Source organism: Exiguobacterium sp. s46 (assembly GCF_018618875.1).
GTDB classification, from domain to species: domain Bacteria; phylum Bacillota; class Bacilli; order Exiguobacteriales; family Exiguobacteriaceae; genus Exiguobacterium_A; species Exiguobacterium_A abrahamii.
This window is the reverse complement of sequence record NZ_JACSMY010000001.1, coordinates 1,003,582-1,018,864: the sequence shown is the minus strand read 5'-3', so window position 1 is coordinate 1,018,864 and position 15,283 is coordinate 1,003,582. Positions and strand designations below refer to the sequence as shown.

The following is a 15,283-nucleotide window of genomic DNA, read 5'->3' as shown; positions in this document are numbered from 1 at the left end:
ACCTGTATTTCAAACATTACAAAAAATCACCTCCACAAAAGAGAGGTGGTTAACGTTATCCTGCCAGTTCAAGCATTTGAACGAACGCGACGTCCGGATCGGTCGTCTCGAATCGGTTCAACCAATCCTTGAAGTCGCCTTCGTACAAAATACGACCTTGATGGAGAAAGATGACATGGGCATCGGTATGCAATAGATCGTGTAATTGATGGGTCGAGAAGAGGCACGTTTGACCGTTTGCCGTCATCTGATCGAAGCGTCGCATGATATGAAGCCGTGTTGCCGGGTCGACCCCGCTCGTTGGCTCATCAAAGATGTAGAGCGAACGTGGTACTGTCGTCAACAGGGTGACGAACAACCATTTCTTTTCGCCAGCGGACATCTTACCGATTTTCATCTCCCACAGATGAGCGAATAAATCGAGCTCTCGTGGCTGTTTCAGATGACGCGTATACGTCTCTTGCTTGCGATATGCTTTCAAACGAGCGAGCCGACCGACGAAGACGGCGACATCCTTACCCTTTAGTTCATCCGAGTAATAGATGAATTGCGTCAAATAGAGAATGTCCGAGATATCGGGTAAGTCCAGTTCTCCGGACGTGATCGGTAAGGCACCGGTCATGCAATCAAACAGTGTCGTTTTCCCGGCACCGTTCATCCCGATCAAGACGTTCAATTTTCCGGGAATGAGCGAAAAGGAGACATCGTGTAACAGATCAGGTGATTTCGGATAGTTGAAGCGTACGTGTTGAACGTGCATCTGAATCCTCCTATCGGGTCAGCAATGACATGAGATTAAAGCGTTTGACAGAGAATAGACCAAGTAACAGATAAACGACGAGTACGACGGTCAAGATAAGTAACGATGCTCCCGTAACGTGCTCAGAGACGGCGAGACCAAGTGTTTTCATGACATAAAAAGGATTCAAGTAACTGTACCAGCGATCCGGTTGGTTACTTGCGAACAAGAACAGGGGATACATGACGATGTTGATTAATGTCGACATACTCGAAATCTTTGCCGGAAGCATCGTCAAGGCGATACTTGCAAAAGCAAGCGGGATGCTGAGCAACAAGACGAGATAAGCGAGTAACAACGTCAAAGGTGAGAAGAAGCCGAATACAAGCATCAGGATCGTCGTAAAGACCGTCAAACTAACGGCTGCGAACACGAGCTGAACGAGTACGAGTGCGAGAATACAACCAATCTTACTACCGGAAATCATGATATACGTCTTCATCAAACCATGCTCCCGCATCCGGGCAAGTTGGAGTCCGATGCCATTCACGTAAATCGAAAGTAAGATATAGCCCCAAAAGAGCGCGAGGAATGAGAGGAAACTGTTCTCGGTGAAGTCGAGGCGTGACCCGAAGACAAAGGCGAGAATCAACGGGAAAATCAACGACCAAAAGACCGGAATCTTATCCGTCAGCATGATTTTTAAGTAGAGTATGAAGTAGCTAGGAATCGAATACATATGTGCCTCCAATCAGTGTGTCGAATCAAGCTTATATTAAGTATACGTTTGGAAATGGGAAATAGTTCCTTTGAAAAGAGCTTAAGAATCACCTGAAATCAAACGATGTAACGCATCGACAACAATATGGGGGGCATCCTGTTGAATGAAGTGCCGGCTGTTTGGAACTTCGATCAACAAGCCTTGGATCGACTGTGCAGCAGTTTGTCGTTGCAATTCGTGCCACAATAGTTGCGCCTCACGCGAATAATGATCTTTTTTACCAGCAGACAGAACAATGACTGGAAATGGGTAGAGGATATCAACGTTCGTCGCTTCAATACTCTCTTTAAAATCTTCGTATGTACATTCGAGCGTGAATTGTTTTTTGTATATGGATTGGAACGTGTTTGGCATCATTGGTAAGAAGCGTTGAATATAGGACTCTGGTGTTGCATCAATGAGCAATAGACCCTTTATTTCACTTGGATATTGCGATGCAAATTGTCGAACTAACGTGCCGCCATAGGAATGACCCACAAGAATAAATGGTGGTTTGAGAGATAAGGTATGGATTAAACGGCGAAGGCGATTCACGCTCTGGCGACTAGTCTCGGAATCATGCTGCATACTACCACCGATGTTCGTACGATCATACATCAAGATCGTTCCAAGTCCTTCAACTTGATCCATGATTGGTTGCCAGGTTGAAAGATCTTGTCCATATCCATTTTCAAAGATAAAAGTCGGTTGATCGGAAGTTCCGAGAATCAGACGATAGTGTAACGTCGTTTCAGGTAACGTCATTAAGTCGAAAGACATATGATTCCTCCTATTCTAGTGGGAATAAAAGTAAGGATACCAGAAAGAAACAAATATTGTAAACTGAAGCAAAGGACTGGAGGTACGATGATGGACTATTTATTAACGTCCGGTGGGGTACAGAATCCATCGATTCACAAAGCGTTACGCGAGATGCTCAGAAAACCGATTGAGGAATGCCATGCCATCGCGATCACGACAGCTTCCTACGCATTAGGCAGAGGAACGGACCTCGCTGTCAACTTCATTCAAGGAAAAGATGAGGCACCAATGGTCGATTTAGGATGGAAGTCAGTCGGTCTGTTGGAATTATCAGCGGTCTCGGTAATTGATCCAGCAATTTGGCAACCAGCGGTCGAACAAGCGGATGTCATCCTCGTCAATGGTGGGGATCCGCTATTTCTACATCATTGGTTCGTCGAATCGGGCTTTGATCGACTATTACCGCAACTGACCGGTGTTTATGTCGGGATGAGCGCCGGCAGCATGGTGCTTACGCCACGAATCGGAACAGATTTCGTTGGATGGAAAAAGACGCCGGAGCAATCGAACGCAACATTAGGTCTCGTTGACTTTTCAATTTTCCCACACCTCGATCATCCGCAGTTACCAGATAATCACTTACAAGCTGCCGAATTATGGGCTGAGACATTGACGAATCCAGCGTACGCAATCGACGACGCGACAGCGATCCGTGTCATCGGTTCGAACGTAGATGTGATTTCTGAAGGAACGTGGGTCCAGTTGCGATGAGGACGATTTATTTCATTCGCCATTGCGAATCGATCAAAACAGGCAGTGATCGAGGGCGGGGATTAACAGATGCAGGTCAAGAACAAGCGCAGGAACTCGTAGCGTTCTTTCAAGCGATGCCGATTGACGCCATCTATTCGAGTCCAATGCGACGGGCGATAGACTCGGTTCGCCCACTTGCTGAGCAACGAGGTTTGCCGATCTACGAGGCAGCGTTTCAGGAACGGCGTTTTCAGGAAACAGACGAACGTTTATCGCCTGAACGGCTAGAAGAACTGATGAAGCGATCATTCCAAAATGATGATTATGCGGAAAGTGGTGGAGAGTCGAATCAAATAGCACGCAATCGTGCTCTAGTAGCCATCGATCAGCTACGTAAAACCCACCCACACCACCGAGTGGTCGTCGCGACGCATGGATTTTTATTGTCGTTAGTGCTCGAACACTATACTAGACGACCGGCAAATGAGTGGCTGGGCACGATGGCGAGTCCAGCGATCCATCAGCTGACATTCGATGCAAGCGGGAAAACGTCTCATGAACAACTCTTGTAAAATGATTAAATCTGCCCGCTGAAGATGAAACCGAGAAAGAGCAGTAGTAACACACCAAGCGGAACGGAACAGGCGAGACTGACATATTTGAGGATTCCCGGTTCGCGTCGTTTGATAGCGACGATCCCGAGTCCGATTCCGAATAGATAAATGACAAGTCCGATCGGTATCGTAAGCATCGAGTTCGGTCCGAACGACCAGTTGAGCGGTTGGAAAATCATAGAGGCGATGAGCAGACCGAGCAAACTAAAGAAGAGAGAAGCTTTAGCGTATGTCATGTGAGAACTCCTTTTAATTAAGTATGTGAACAAGAATTCGGATTTAAAATGAGAATTCCTGCTTCATCCAGTAAATTTCCTGTTTGGCATTTGGATGAACGGGAACTATATCTAAAAGATACTATCTTTTAGATATAGGAGGGACCGATGCCAAAAGAAAACATGACCCGTTATGCGATTCTCGGACTTCTTGCAAGCGGATGTACGTCTGGTTATGAGATGAAACACACGATTGATACGAGCTTGAATCACTTTTGGAAAATCAGCTTCGGACAAGTCTATCCGACGCTGAAACGGTTAGAAGCGGAAGGGTTGATCGTTGAAGAGGTCACGGATGGGGAACGGAAACAATTCGCCCTGACGGAAAACGGGCATGCAGAGCTCGAGAGGTGGGTCGCTGAACCGTCCGTTGAACTGCCGGTGCAACGGAACGACCTGTTGTTGAAGCTGTACTTCGCTCGACATGCTTCAAAAGAGGTCACCTTGCAGAAAATTCAGGAGCACGCGCGATTGCTCGAAGAACGACTTGAGACGTATCAAGCGATCGATGCGATGATTCGTTCTTATCCGGACTCGAATGATGCCGTCTATTGGTTATTGACGCTTGATTATGGCATTCGGAAGACACGGGCGTTACTCGATTGGTGTGACGCTTCCCTTGAGACCCTTGAAGGAGGAAATTGACATGAAACGGATCATTGCGACTCCGAACAAAGACGTCGTCGTGTTCATCATCGGTTTACGGATCAATCGTCTGCGTTCCGTCCGGCAATGGTTGCCGACGGTCCAGGCGATGGGACCGATGCTACAAGAGTGTTATGCAAACGATGTCGGTCTGATTTCGCATGAGTCACTTGTCGGTTGGCGTTCCGTGACGTTGATTCAATATTGGCGTTCGACGGAAGAATTGATGGCATATGCCCATGGTTCCCGTCATTTGACGGCGTGGAAACGATTCAATCAGAAGGCACGGACATCAGAAGCGGTCGGGATCTTTCATGAGACGTTCGAAGTCAGCAATTATGAGTCGATGTATGTCAATCTTCCAACACGAGGTCTAGCGAAAGCACTCGGGGAGTCGGCGATCAAGCCGCATCAAGAAAAAGCAAAAGGGCGCTTAGCCGAGCGGCAATCACAAGAGACGATCTAAATAGACAAAAGACGGGTGCCGAGGCATCCGTCTTTTTAAGTCGCGACTGGTGTGACGGGTTCGAGCATCTCCCCGCAGTTTTGGCAAATATGATCGAGCGTTTTCGTACACGGTTCGCAAAACGTACAAACGTGCGAGCACTGATAGACCGTCGTTTCAATCGTTTCTTGGCACCGGACACAGGTTGGTTCCATAAGTATCACCTCCTGTTACTAGTATAAGAAAAGCATTTTGATGAGCACAGTAGGAGAACATAGGAAAAGGCTATATTTTCCTTTGATTCCGTGTTAATTTGAAGAAAGTGGTTTTAATTCGAAAGGGAGATGAAAAATGGACCAAATTGATCAACAGATTATCCGGATTCTGCAAGACGATGCCCGGATTCCATGGTCGGAACTCGGACGACAGATCGGGTTATCGGCACCTGCCGTCATCGAACGGGTCCGAAAAATGGAGGACGCGGGAATCATCGAAGGATTCCGCGCTGTCATTAATCCAGAAGCACTCGCGCAAGGGTTACTCGCGGTCGTCATGTTCGAAGAGACACGCTGCGCAGGCTTAATTGAATTTTGTAAAGGACATCCAGAAGTCGTCGAGTGTCACCGCCTGACCGGTAGCTATAACTTCATGGTCAAGTTGCAAACCGCGTCCGTTGCAACACTGGAACGTTTTCTCGATGATGCATCGGTCTACGGCAAACCGTCGACCTGGATTCGACTGTCGACGCCAGTGCCGTTCACGGGATATACGGTATATTAGAAAAGGCATATAAAAGACTGTAGACAAAATTTAATAGAAAGTTAGAAAGATTATTATTTTTTCATCACAAAATATAGATTGGGGATGTTCAAATGAGTATAAGTATTGATTTATCTAAACAGGAGTATGGTGTGTTTGACTATAATAAAAATCAATTTTTAGAATTAAAGAATAAAAATTTTATATTCGGTAAAAATGGCGCAGGAAAATCCACTCTTCGTAAAATGATATTGAGTCAGTTAAGTGATAATTACGATGTACGTATTTTTACTGGATTTAATAATTTGGTAGTCGATAAAAAATTAAATGCTATCGTCTTAGGTGAAGAAAATATAAATGCAAAAAAGTTATTTAATAATGTTGAAGAAAAAATTTTAAAGTTTGAAGAAGATAAACTTCTTCTTAACAACGAACTAAAATCTTTAGAATGGAAATATTTATATTTAGAAGAAGGTATAGAAAAACACCTTTTGTATAAACAAAGGGAAGATATTTTAAGTAAATACAATGAACAAAGAAATCTACTTGATTCTTTTTATTCCGATAAAGCGAGAGAATTAAAAACTAAAAATAATCCTCAAATTACTAAACCCAATTATATTAGAAATCATTTTATAAATGATATTAAGACAAGCAGGTTATTAAGTGAAGAGGAAGTTTTAATTAACGAAAGAATTTTATTTGAAGTAACTAAAAATAAAATTTCGAGTGAATTTAAATTTAAATCTATAGAATTATCGAATTTAGTTAATGATGTTAATGAAATTTTAGGTCATAAAATGCAGGAGGTTTCTTTAATAAAAGAATTAAAAGATGATCCAGATAGAATGACTTTTGTAAGACATGGTTTAAAAATTCATCATGCAGGAGAGAACTGCTCATTTTGTGGGAACGAGATCAGTAAAAAAAGATTTAGCGAACTGGAAACTTTTATATCGCTATCTGAAGTAAAAGATATCGAAAATCAAATAACTAATCAAATTGATATAATAAAAAAATTAATAATCCAGATAAATGAAATAGAAGTAATTAAAAAAGAAAATTTTTATAGTATATTTCATGAAGAAGCCGTAGAAATTATTGAAGAAATAAAAAATAAAAAAATAGAATATAGATATATTTTAGATTTGTTGAATCAAAGTCTTTCCGATAAATTTAATTTGATCTTTAGAACCATTGAAAAATTAGATTTTACAATTCCATCAGATTTTACAATTATCGAAAATAAATTAAATGAACTATCAAATAAACATAATAATTTTACTGATAATATTATAATGAAAAAAGAAGTTGCGATGAAAAAGCTTAGACTTCATTTTGTATCCTTAAAAATAAAAGAAAAAAAAGAATATAAGAGTAATTGGCGTGGCTATGAATTAGAGGAATTTGAATTAAATAAAATTAATGAAGAATTAGAAAATATTAATATTATAATTAATAAGAGGAAAAAAGACATTAAAGGATCATACTTAAACCTGCAAGAAAATACAATTTGTTACTTAGAAAATAAATTAAGAGAATTAAATGAAGAAAAAGCTAGAATTTTAAAAAGTACTAAAAACACATTTAAATTTGTTGAAATTATTAATGAAAAGTTAAAAAAAGTTGGAAAATACAATTTAGAGTTAACATTAGAAAAAGATTTAGAGGATGTTGAACACTATCAAATAAAAGATAAAAATGGTGTGAGATCCATAGATAAGCTATCTACTGGAGAAAAGAATATTATAGCATTTTTATATTTTATAGAAAGTTTGAGTGATGTTGAAAAAAGAAGTAATAAACAAAAGGTTATTGTATTTGATGATCCAATGAATTCAAATGACGATACAATGCAATATTTAATTATTACAGAGATTCAAAAAATTTATACAGATAAATTTATAGACAAATTCCATTCTACAAAAGATTACTTCATTTGCTTAACGCATAATGCTCATTTTTATTTAAATGTTCAGCCGCAAGGATATTTTAAAGAAAAAAAAGAGCTTCAAGGAAAGATAGTGGAAGTATCAAAATACAGTAAAAATAATTTTTATAGATTAGAAAATGGAATCTTTAAAAAAATTACTTCTCCGAAAGAAGATTTTAATACTCATTACGAACTTCTTTGGATAGAATTACAGTCTCTATACTCACATGACTTAACAAACTCAATGTTGAATTCAATGAGGAGAATAGTTGAGACTTATACTAAATTTAATAGAATTTCAATCGTTGATTTTTATAAAAATAATGAAGAATACAAAAAACTATTTGATGTTAATTCACATTCTATAGACGATCATTCAATGGAAACTATAGGGAAAAGTAAAGATGATTTAAAAAGAATGTTTAAAGAATTATTTGATTCAAATAATGCGACAAAACATTTTTCAACTTATTGGAAGTGAAATTTCTATTCTTCCATTTGTTTCTTTAATTAATTTTTTATCAGAGCTATAAGTAAATTAAGTTAATCTAAATATTGCTATTTAACCTTAAAAGTAAATGTAAAAAAAATATTTACTTTTAAGGCGTATCTTATAATGACGTTAATTATTTAAGTATAATATTTGATTTAAGATACAGATCTTTTAAAAAACTAACTATATTTTAAATTTGTTAAAAGATAAATTATTTTATCTTATGATTATTTGAATTTAAATTGAAAATAATGCACATTAAAAACGACTCAAAGTAATTGACGAATAATTACAGAGGTGGTATATTTATCTCGAATTAAAGATATATGAATTAAAGATACAAAAGAGGTGAACGAAATGACTCCACCGAATCCGAACTTGAAAGCATTGACGGTCATGGTGCGCGCAGTTGATGCGTTACATGAAGTCATCAAGAAGGATGTTGCGCAATGGGGGTTGAACCCAACGGATTTTTCGGTTCTTGAGTTGCTGTTTCACAAAGGCAGGCAACCGATTCAATTGATTGGGAAAAAAGTCTTGATCACGAGCAGTAGCATCACCTATGTCATCGATAAGCTCGAAAAGAAAGATTACGTTGTCCGAAAAGCATGTCCAGAGGATCGGCGCGTGACATTTGCGGAACTGACCTCTGAAGGACACCAACTGATGGAAACGATTTTTCCAAAGCACGAGCAAGCGATTAATCAAGTATTTCAAGGAATAACCCCGTCAGACCTCGAAGCATTCATCGAGACAGCCAAAACGATCGGCTATCAAGCAAAAAAACAATAAAATTTTTTAGACTGATATCTCGAATTCGAGATAATAACCATAAAAGGAGCGATTTTTCATGAATGAACTAAAAGGAATACACCACGTGACGGCGATTACGAGCAGTGCCGAGAAAAACTATGACTTCTTTACGAACGTCCTAGGGATGCGATTGGTCAAGAAGACCGTCAATCAGGATGACATCCAGACGTATCACTTATTTTTCGCCGATGATAAAGGATCTGCAGGCACGGATATGACATTCTTTGATTTCCCTGGTATCCAAAAGGGATCACACGGAACGAATGAAATCTTCAAGACGGCGTTCCGTGTCCCAACGGATGCGGCACTCGAATACTGGATCAAACGCTTTGACAAATACGACGTCAAGCACCGTGGTATCAAAGAACAATTCGGCAAGAAGACGCTCTCGTTCGTCGATTTCGATGAGCAACAATACATGTTGATTTCTGACGAGCATAATCAAGGTGTCGCTTCCGGCACACCGTGGCAAAATGGTCCGGTACCCCTCGAGTTCGCGATCACGGGACTCGGTCCAATTCACATCCGGATCGCGGAATTCGACAATTTAAAAGCGGTACTCGAACAAGCGATGTTGATGCGAGAAGTCGATCAAGCTGGTTCCCTGCACTTGTTCGAGATGGGCGAAGGAGGAAACGGCGCACAAGTCATCGTTGAGCACAACGTCGTTCTACCAAGCGGACGTCAAGGATTCGGAACGGTGCACCACGTCGCTTTCCGCGTTGAAGATACGGCTGCTTTACAGGAATGGATCGAGCGGATGCAACATTTACGCTTCAACACGTCCGGTTACGTCGATCGCTTCTTCTTCGAGTCCCTCTATGCCCGTGTCGCGCGCGGTGTCTTGTTCGAATGGGCAACGGATGGTCCTGGTTTCATGGGTGACGAGCCGTACGAAACGGTCGGGGAGAAATTGTCGTTACCACCATTCCTCGAGCCGCAACGAGAACAGATCGAACAAATGGTCCGTCCGATCGATACGGTCCGGAGCACTCGGAAAATCGAAAAAGAATACCTTTAAGAGAACGCTACGATAACGTAACTAACCGCATCTAAATAAGAGGAGGAAATGAAGATGGAGAAATTAAACATTGGCATCATCTTAGGATCCACACGTGAAGGACGTCTCAGCCCACAAGTCGGGAACTGGGTCAAACAACTGGCTGATCAACGAGGTGACGCGAACTATACGATTCTTGATATCGCGGACTACAAATTACCGCTCCTAGGTGAAAAGGATGGGGATGCGTCGGGTGCTGCTGCTTGGTCGAAGGATGTCGCAGCACAAGACGGATTCGTCTTCATCGTTCAGGAATACAACCACTCAATCGCAGCGTCACTCAAGAACGCGCTCGATTATCTACGGGTCGAATGGAACAATAAAGCAGCAGGGATCGTCTCTTACGGTTCTGTCGGTGGAGCTCGGGCGGCAGAACACTTGCGTGGCATCCTCGGTGAGTTATTGATTGCCGATGTCCGGGTGCATCCAGCGTTATCCTTGTTCACTGATTTCGAGAATGGATCGGTCTTAAAAGCGGCAGCCGTTCAAGAAACATCGGTCAACCAGATGCTCGATCAAGTCATTCCGTGGGCAACGGCATTAAAAACGATTCGCTAATTCGTGATTGATCAGAAACCCCCCTCATTTCAGCGAAATGAGGGGGGTTTCTATCGTTGTCATGTACAACACGACGTGACGCGGCGCAGATCCTTTTCTTGAATGTAAAGCGTGTGTTGGCGGACTTTATAAGAAATGTCAGCCGCTTGAAGACGTTCGAGATAGTGGCCCGTCGTAGCGACCGTCCATTTCACATATGTTGTTGCGGCATTCGGTGAAGCAAGACAGATGAGTAGCAAAAGCGGAAGGATCCATTTTCGAATCTTCAATCGTATACCTCCTTCATTATTTCAAATACTGTATTAATGATTTTATTGTTTAAATCAAAAACTAAAAATCACGACTCACGTCAACAAAAAATAACTGACCATCAAGCCGACCAACAGACCACTAAAAGCAAGTCGATAGACGGGTGAACGATGGGTTCCTTTATTTCGTTTGACTTGATAGACGATGAAATAGGTCACACTGGTCACCATGACGAGGATCGCCAGTGTACTGAGTAAAGTAGACATTAGCATTCCTCCTTATCGTAAGATTTTAGCTAACGCTTTTCCTTTCGCCAACTCATCGACGAGTTTGTCGAGAATCCGAATGTTACGAATGTGCGGATCCGTTAGATTTTCCACACGAATCCCGCAGATGACGCCAGTGACTAAAAATCGGCGTTCGTTCAGGTCGGGTGCGTGCTCGAAAAAGGCTGCGACAGTTTGGGTTTGTATGGCTTGTTCAAGAGTTGATTGCGTGTGTCCGGTCAACCAGAACAGCACGTCATCAAGCTCGTCTTGCGTCCGTTGCTTGCGCTCGACTTTTTGACGGTATACCTGATACAGCTGCTGCATCGGCATTTGAAATACTTTTTCGTAACTCATCTGAATCGCCTCCTTTCATGGTAACATATGGGAAAAGGTCTTGTGTCAAGGATTTTAAGTCGGTTTGGAGGTGCAGGATGAAATGAGACGTCGAATCATTGGAATGACTTTCATGACGTGCCTAGTACTATTTTTATGCGTCGTAGGTGTAAAACTATCGTATCAGGCATTGATCGATCCACCGATTGATCAATCGACAGGAAACTGGGTACGTGTTCCGAGTACGATTTTACCGACTAAAAAGGTCATCTATGCGAAAAAAGAGCAAATCATCAAACAACTGGATTCTTCAAAAAGCGGGCACGAAGGATATCGGAAGGAACCTAAAAAGAAAAAACCGATTGAGCTTGGACGAGGTTTCTTGACGGATGCGATCAATCAAATCGCTCGTGTGACTCCTTGGATTGTCGCTTTAGTGATCATCTTCTATCTGTATCGTCGACAACGATTCAACCGCATGCAGTGGTCATTTCCACCAAGGCATCAACCAAAACGAACCGCTCTATCGCTAACGCTAACGCCTGAAGTCCAGTCCTCATCAGAAGACAGTATTCTTGATTCAAAAATTCGTGAAGCAGTGCGCGCGTTCAATCGGTCACTTGCTCCAGCGCAACAGCGACGGACACATGAGACGCTGACGGAGTGGTTAACACGTTTAGAGGTCACGGTTCCGTATGAGATGTATCAGCTCGTTCGGTATGCCGACGTGGCAGAACAGACACTTGATCCTTCTCGACGGACTGTTTTCCTTGAACAGCTTAAGCAAAATCAGACACGGCTCGTGTAATCAGCCGTGTCTTTTTTGGTGTCCGCGATATTTATTGAGAGCGAGCATGTTCAACAGGAACAACACTGCACCATAGAGGAATAATCCAAGCCAGTACGGCCAGATGCTTGACCAACCGTTGCCGTAGACGAGCACCTCCTTGATCGCGCTCGCTCCGTAGAAAATCGGGGTGATATATCCGATGTTACCGAGTCCATACGGGATTAAATCAAGCGGAATCAAGCCCGAGAAGAAAATCTGCGGAATGATCGTAAAGGGAATCAACTGGACGACTTGTAATTCAGACTGAGCAAAGATTGAAATCGTTGCGCCGAACAAGACTGCGACGACGGCAAGTCCAAGCATCGTCAGAAAGACCCAGATGATCGAGCCTTCAGATGGTAAGTCAAGAACGGTCGTCGCGTACAGGACGACAAGAATTGCCTGGATGGAAGCGAAGACGCTATAGCCGAGCGTATAGCCGAAGATGACGTCGGTTTGGCGAATTGGTGTCATCATCAATCGCTCGAGCGTGCCGCCACTGCGTTCCTTGACGAGTGCCATTGCCGATAAGATAAAGACGAAAAAGAAGGAGAACAAGGATAAAAAGACGAAACCAAGCGCATCAAACGTCGATTGATCGACATTTCCGTAAAGATAGTTCGTCTCGAGTTGCATCGTCGGTTGCAGGGATGCCAATCCAGCTTGAATCTCACGTAACGCTTTTGAACTTTTCGTTGAAGGTTCGCGGAGGTTCAACGCTAGCTGATTGTCTTTCATATCTAAGACGACGTCGACCGTTTCATGATCCTTTAGATAGGCGTCAGCATCGCTGCCGTTATATGTTTTAATCGACAGATCCTGTTTTTCGATCGCTTGCGAGACTGGAGCCGGTACATCTTGACTGATAGCGACGACAGGCGTGTAATCATCGTTTCCAAGTAGGAAATAGATCAAGGTGAAGATTAGTAATGGAGCAAGCAAAATCAGTCCGACGCTTCGTTTATCGTTCAACGTTTGACGGATGACCCGTCGTGCGAGTTGCCACATTACGTCACGTCCTTTCCAGCTAGCAGGAACAGTTCCTCGACCTGACCGTTTTCAGTCTGCGCAAGTAAACGGTCGAGCGGATCGTAGGCGATGATCCGACCGTTATAGATCAGTGCTGCCCGGTCGCATTCGTTGATTTCATCCATGACATGGGTCGAAACGACGATCGTCGTGCCTTGCGTACGGATCGCTTGGAATTGATTCCAAATCTGGCGACGTAACACGGGATCGATCCCGACGGTCGGCTCATCCAGAAATAGGACGCTAGGGCGATGCAGGATCGAGATGGCGAGGGACAATCGTTTCTTCATCCCGCCGGAATAATGGCGAACGAGCTTTTTTCGATCATTCGTTAAATCGACGAGTGTCAATACCTCGTCGATTCGTTTTGCTAAATCCTGACGGGACATATTGTATAAGGAACCGAAAAATTGCAGGTTCGCAAGGCCAGATAAATCCTCGTATAAGGCATCGTTTTGTGGCATGAAACCAATCTGCGATAACATCTTGAAATTTGGTATCGAAGTGTCGCCAATCTGAATCGAACCTGCGTCTGCTTGGATTGCACCAATCATTAAACGAATCAATGTCGTCTTTCCGGAACCTGACGGACCGAGCAAACCACAAATTTCACCGGACGGAATCAAAAGATCAATCTGTTGGAGGACGTTCTGTTGATGAAATGATTTTGATACACCTTGTAATCGTAGATCCATCGTATTCTCCCTCCTTTTATGAAATAATTATTGAACAACGTGTTGATTAATTTCATTATAAAAGGGAGAGAAACTGGGAGCAATGACCAGTTAACGTTCATCTGTCGCTTAAGCGACACATCTCGATAAAATGTTGAAGAAAGAGGCGATTTCGATGAAAAAACAGGATTTACGCGTTATCCGGACCGACCGGAGGATACGCGAGACGTTCCTTCAGCTGATCGACGAAGTTGGATTTGACGCCGTGACAATTAAGTTGTTGACGGAACGGGCGGAAGTCAATCGCGGGACGTTCTACCATCATTACGCGGATAAATACGAACTGCTCGAGCGGATGACGAATGAGGTTTTTGAAAAGATCGAAGCGACGTTCGAACGCGAGATTCCATTCGTCCTGATCAACAAAACGGAGGACTCACCATACCGACGAATCATCCCGTTTCTAACGTTTCTTTATGAACACCGGACGCTGATGCGGATCTTACTCAGTCCGACGAGTGACGGGATGTTTCGGAAGCGAGTCCGTGATTACATGCAACAGATTCTGTTCTCGGGACTACCGGAACAAGGAGAACGGCTTGTTCCAGAAAATTATCTCATTGCCTATCTCTCAGCCGCCCATCTCGGTGTCATCGAATCCTGGTTGAGCCACCCAAACGAGACATCACCGGATGAAATTGCGCGAATCATCTTTACGATTTCGATGGAAGGACCGTTTCGAGCAGCGGGGTTCCGGCGATGAGTCTTGAGCAAGTCTTAGAAAAAGTCGTCGTTTGTTTGCAGCAAGAACGGATTCATTTTGGTATCGGTGGTTCATTATTGTTGGCGCAGCATGGACTACCAGTTGTACCGCGCGACATCGATCTCGTCGTCGCGTTAGCGGACGCCGAACGAGCAGTCCAACTGTTGGCGGACATGGGGACTGTCGTCGAACAAGACAAGACGTCACTTTACGCGACGGAAGTGTTCCAAGAATTTATCATTGAAGGAATCGATATCGATTTGATGAGCGGACTGCAGATTCGTCATGGCGAGGGCGTGTTCATCTATCCGTTTGATGAACAATCAATCGATTCAGCTGGACGTCCGTTCATGTCACTCGTTGATTGGTATGTCATTTATCAACTGATTCCAGGACGAGAACAAAAGGTCGCGATGATTGAAGACGTATTTATGAAACAGGAAGTCGACCGTAAGCGTCTCGAACAACTGAGAAGCCTCGTTCTTCCGCAAGTCGTAAGAAATCGGATAGATCAATGGCTGAATTGAC

Annotated in this window: 22 protein-coding genes; 12 read left to right on the top strand and 10 right to left on the bottom strand. The window is 42.9% G+C overall.

The window, feature by feature from the left end:
* Positions 1 to 55 precede the first annotated feature (55 nt).
* The 3 genes from KNQ08_RS05435 to KNQ08_RS05425 form a co-directional block, all read right to left on the bottom strand.
* Positions 56 to 760 (bottom strand): AAA family ATPase, encoded by a 705-nt coding sequence (locus tag KNQ08_RS05435; RefSeq protein WP_214805015.1) that lies wholly within the window; start codon positions 758 to 760, stop codon positions 56 to 58.
* A gap of 10 nt (positions 761 to 770) precedes the next feature.
* Positions 771 to 1,478, bottom strand: a complete 708-nt coding sequence (locus KNQ08_RS05430; protein ID WP_214805014.1) for a hypothetical protein — start codon at positions 1,476 to 1,478, stop codon at positions 771 to 773.
* Between the two features lie 81 nt (positions 1,479 to 1,559).
* Positions 1,560 to 2,279 carry an alpha/beta fold hydrolase gene (locus KNQ08_RS05425; protein WP_214805013.1) on the bottom strand — a complete coding sequence of 240 codons (720 nt, stop codon included), beginning with the start codon at positions 2,277 to 2,279 and terminating at the stop codon, positions 1,560 to 1,562.
* Between the two features lie 90 nt (positions 2,280 to 2,369).
* Between KNQ08_RS05425 and KNQ08_RS05420 the strand changes: the two genes are divergently transcribed.
* Together KNQ08_RS05420 and KNQ08_RS05415 are read left to right on the top strand one after the other, a co-directional pair.
* Positions 2,370 to 3,032, top strand: coding sequence for a Type 1 glutamine amidotransferase-like domain-containing protein (locus KNQ08_RS05420; protein WP_214805011.1), 663 nt, complete (start codon positions 2,370 to 2,372; stop codon positions 3,030 to 3,032).
* Complete coding sequence (locus KNQ08_RS05415; protein ID WP_214805009.1) at positions 3,029 to 3,586, top strand: histidine phosphatase family protein; 558 nt, start codon at positions 3,029 to 3,031, stop codon at positions 3,584 to 3,586. Before KNQ08_RS05420 ends, KNQ08_RS05415 begins: the two co-directional genes overlap by 4 nt.
* 5 nt (positions 3,587 to 3,591) lie before the next feature.
* Here KNQ08_RS05415 and KNQ08_RS05410 read toward each other — a convergent pair whose 3' ends face one another.
* Positions 3,592 to 3,864, bottom strand: a complete 273-nt coding sequence (locus tag KNQ08_RS05410; protein WP_214805007.1) for a hypothetical protein — start codon at positions 3,862 to 3,864, stop codon at positions 3,592 to 3,594.
* A 147-nt stretch (positions 3,865 to 4,011) separates the two neighbouring features.
* Here KNQ08_RS05410 and KNQ08_RS05405 point away from each other — a divergent pair, with 147 nt between their 5' ends.
* Complete coding sequence (locus KNQ08_RS05405; RefSeq protein ID WP_075642403.1) at positions 4,012 to 4,548, top strand: PadR family transcriptional regulator; 537 nt, start codon at positions 4,012 to 4,014, stop codon at positions 4,546 to 4,548.
* Between the two features lies 1 nt (position 4,549).
* Positions 4,550 to 5,014 (top strand): DUF4188 domain-containing protein, encoded by a 465-nt coding sequence (locus KNQ08_RS05400; protein WP_214805005.1) that lies wholly within the window; start codon positions 4,550 to 4,552, stop codon positions 5,012 to 5,014.
* A gap of 35 nt (positions 5,015 to 5,049) precedes the next feature.
* Here KNQ08_RS05400 and KNQ08_RS05395 read toward each other — a convergent pair whose 3' ends face one another.
* On the bottom strand, positions 5,050 to 5,208 hold the full coding sequence (locus KNQ08_RS05395) for a DUF1272 domain-containing protein (RefSeq protein WP_214805004.1): 159 nt from the start codon (positions 5,206 to 5,208) through the stop codon (positions 5,050 to 5,052).
* Positions 5,209 to 5,344: 136 nt separating this feature from the next.
* Here KNQ08_RS05395 and KNQ08_RS05390 point away from each other — a divergent pair, with 136 nt between their 5' ends.
* The 5 genes from KNQ08_RS05390 to KNQ08_RS05370 all read left to right on the top strand — a co-directional run bounded on the left by KNQ08_RS05390 (position 5,345) and on the right by KNQ08_RS05370 (position 10,609).
* Entirely contained in the window at positions 5,345 to 5,773 is a 429-nt protein-coding gene (locus tag KNQ08_RS05390; RefSeq protein ID WP_214805002.1) for an Lrp/AsnC family transcriptional regulator, read from the top strand.
* 92 nt (positions 5,774 to 5,865) lie between these two features.
* Complete coding sequence (locus KNQ08_RS05385) at positions 5,866 to 8,166, top strand: AAA family ATPase (protein WP_214805000.1); 2,301 nt, start codon at positions 5,866 to 5,868, stop codon at positions 8,164 to 8,166.
* Positions 8,167 to 8,535: 369 nt separating this feature from the next.
* Positions 8,536 to 8,970 carry a MarR family winged helix-turn-helix transcriptional regulator gene (locus KNQ08_RS05380; protein WP_214804998.1) on the top strand — a complete coding sequence of 145 codons (435 nt, stop codon included), beginning with the start codon at positions 8,536 to 8,538 and terminating at the stop codon, positions 8,968 to 8,970.
* Positions 8,971 to 9,028: 58 nt separating this feature from the next.
* Positions 9,029 to 10,012, top strand: coding sequence for a ring-cleaving dioxygenase (locus tag KNQ08_RS05375; protein ID WP_214770260.1), 984 nt, complete (start codon positions 9,029 to 9,031; stop codon positions 10,010 to 10,012).
* Positions 10,013 to 10,066: 54 nt separating this feature from the next.
* The gene (locus tag KNQ08_RS05370) at positions 10,067 to 10,609 is read left to right on the top strand and encodes an NADPH-dependent FMN reductase (protein ID WP_050678013.1); all 543 of its coding nucleotides are present in this window, start codon (positions 10,067 to 10,069) and stop codon (positions 10,607 to 10,609) included.
* A 59-nt stretch (positions 10,610 to 10,668) separates the two neighbouring features.
* On the opposite strand, the gene KNQ08_RS05365 is transcribed toward KNQ08_RS05370, so the two are convergent.
* The 3 genes from KNQ08_RS05365 to KNQ08_RS05355 all read right to left on the bottom strand — a co-directional run bounded on the left by KNQ08_RS05365 (position 10,669) and on the right by KNQ08_RS05355 (position 11,481).
* Complete coding sequence (locus KNQ08_RS05365) at positions 10,669 to 10,878, bottom strand: hypothetical protein (protein WP_214804996.1); 210 nt, start codon at positions 10,876 to 10,878, stop codon at positions 10,669 to 10,671.
* A 75-nt stretch (positions 10,879 to 10,953) separates the two neighbouring features.
* Positions 10,954 to 11,124, bottom strand: a complete 171-nt coding sequence (locus tag KNQ08_RS05360; protein WP_023468416.1) for a hypothetical protein — start codon at positions 11,122 to 11,124, stop codon at positions 10,954 to 10,956.
* 12 nt (positions 11,125 to 11,136) lie between these two features.
* Positions 11,137 to 11,481, bottom strand: a complete 345-nt coding sequence (locus tag KNQ08_RS05355; RefSeq protein WP_050678012.1) for a DUF2200 domain-containing protein — start codon at positions 11,479 to 11,481, stop codon at positions 11,137 to 11,139.
* 112 nt (positions 11,482 to 11,593) lie between these two features.
* Between KNQ08_RS05355 and KNQ08_RS05350 the strand changes: the two genes are divergently transcribed.
* On the top strand, positions 11,594 to 12,268 hold the full coding sequence (locus tag KNQ08_RS05350; RefSeq protein ID WP_214804994.1) for a hypothetical protein: 675 nt from the start codon (positions 11,594 to 11,596) through the stop codon (positions 12,266 to 12,268).
* Here KNQ08_RS05350 and KNQ08_RS05345 read toward each other — a convergent pair whose 3' ends face one another.
* The gene (locus tag KNQ08_RS05345; RefSeq protein WP_214770240.1) at positions 12,269 to 13,297 is read right to left on the bottom strand and encodes an ABC transporter permease; all 1,029 of its coding nucleotides are present in this window, start codon (positions 13,295 to 13,297) and stop codon (positions 12,269 to 12,271) included.
* Complete coding sequence (locus KNQ08_RS05340; RefSeq protein ID WP_214770237.1) at positions 13,297 to 14,013, bottom strand: ABC transporter ATP-binding protein; 717 nt, start codon at positions 14,011 to 14,013, stop codon at positions 13,297 to 13,299. Before KNQ08_RS05340 ends, KNQ08_RS05345 begins: the two co-directional genes overlap by 1 nt.
* A gap of 154 nt (positions 14,014 to 14,167) precedes the next feature.
* Here KNQ08_RS05340 and KNQ08_RS05335 point away from each other — a divergent pair, with 154 nt between their 5' ends.
* Together KNQ08_RS05335 and KNQ08_RS05330 are read left to right on the top strand one after the other, a co-directional pair.
* On the top strand, positions 14,168 to 14,755 hold the full coding sequence (locus tag KNQ08_RS05335) for a TetR/AcrR family transcriptional regulator (protein WP_197484507.1): 588 nt from the start codon (positions 14,168 to 14,170) through the stop codon (positions 14,753 to 14,755).
* Positions 14,752 to 15,282: a nucleotidyltransferase family protein gene (locus KNQ08_RS05330; protein ID WP_149427424.1), complete on the top strand. Its 531-nt coding sequence runs from the start codon at positions 14,752 to 14,754 to the stop codon at positions 15,280 to 15,282. Before KNQ08_RS05335 ends, KNQ08_RS05330 begins: the two co-directional genes overlap by 4 nt.
* Position 15,283 lies beyond the last annotated feature (1 nt).

Bases quoted from the DNA above. Each gene is read 5' to 3' on its own strand.
- KNQ08_RS05430 (WP_214805014.1), bottom strand. From the start codon at position 1,478: ATGTATTCGATTCCTAGCTACTTCATACTCTACTTAAAAATCATGCTG.
- KNQ08_RS05395 (WP_214805004.1), bottom strand. From the start codon at position 5,208: ATGGAACCAACCTGTGTCCGGTGCCAAGAAACGATTGAAACGACGGTC.
- KNQ08_RS05415 (WP_214805009.1), top strand. From the start codon at position 3,029: ATGAGGACGATTTATTTCATTCGCCATTGCGAATCGATCAAAACAGGC.
- KNQ08_RS05355 (WP_050678012.1), bottom strand. From the start codon at position 11,481: ATGAGTTACGAAAAAGTATTTCAAATGCCGATGCAGCAGCTGTATCAG.
- KNQ08_RS05360 (WP_023468416.1), bottom strand. From the start codon at position 11,124: ATGTCTACTTTACTCAGTACACTGGCGATCCTCGTCATGGTGACCAGT.
- KNQ08_RS05400 (WP_214805005.1), top strand. From the start codon at position 4,550: ATGAAACGGATCATTGCGACTCCGAACAAAGACGTCGTCGTGTTCATC.
- KNQ08_RS05410 (WP_214805007.1), bottom strand. From the start codon at position 3,864: ATGACATACGCTAAAGCTTCTCTCTTCTTTAGTTTGCTCGGTCTGCTC.
- KNQ08_RS05370 (WP_050678013.1), top strand. From the start codon at position 10,067: ATGGAGAAATTAAACATTGGCATCATCTTAGGATCCACACGTGAAGGA.
- KNQ08_RS05350 (WP_214804994.1), top strand. From the start codon at position 11,594: ATGACGTGCCTAGTACTATTTTTATGCGTCGTAGGTGTAAAACTATCG.
- KNQ08_RS05435 (WP_214805015.1), bottom strand. From the start codon at position 760: ATGCACGTTCAACACGTACGCTTCAACTATCCGAAATCACCTGATCTG.
- KNQ08_RS05405 (WP_075642403.1), top strand. From the start codon at position 4,012: ATGCCAAAAGAAAACATGACCCGTTATGCGATTCTCGGACTTCTTGCA.
- KNQ08_RS05390 (WP_214805002.1), top strand. From the start codon at position 5,345: ATGGACCAAATTGATCAACAGATTATCCGGATTCTGCAAGACGATGCC.
- KNQ08_RS05385 (WP_214805000.1), top strand. From the start codon at position 5,866: ATGAGTATAAGTATTGATTTATCTAAACAGGAGTATGGTGTGTTTGAC.
- KNQ08_RS05335 (WP_197484507.1), top strand. From the start codon at position 14,168: ATGAAAAAACAGGATTTACGCGTTATCCGGACCGACCGGAGGATACGC.
- KNQ08_RS05330 (WP_149427424.1), top strand. From the start codon at position 14,752: ATGAGTCTTGAGCAAGTCTTAGAAAAAGTCGTCGTTTGTTTGCAGCAA.
- KNQ08_RS05375 (WP_214770260.1), top strand. From the start codon at position 9,029: ATGAATGAACTAAAAGGAATACACCACGTGACGGCGATTACGAGCAGT.
- KNQ08_RS05340 (WP_214770237.1), bottom strand. From the start codon at position 14,013: ATGGATCTACGATTACAAGGTGTATCAAAATCATTTCATCAACAGAAC.
- KNQ08_RS05425 (WP_214805013.1), bottom strand. From the start codon at position 2,279: ATGTCTTTCGACTTAATGACGTTACCTGAAACGACGTTACACTATCGT.
- KNQ08_RS05380 (WP_214804998.1), top strand. From the start codon at position 8,536: ATGACTCCACCGAATCCGAACTTGAAAGCATTGACGGTCATGGTGCGC.
- KNQ08_RS05345 (WP_214770240.1), bottom strand. From the start codon at position 13,297: ATGTGGCAACTCGCACGACGGGTCATCCGTCAAACGTTGAACGATAAA.
- KNQ08_RS05420 (WP_214805011.1), top strand. From the start codon at position 2,370: ATGGACTATTTATTAACGTCCGGTGGGGTACAGAATCCATCGATTCAC.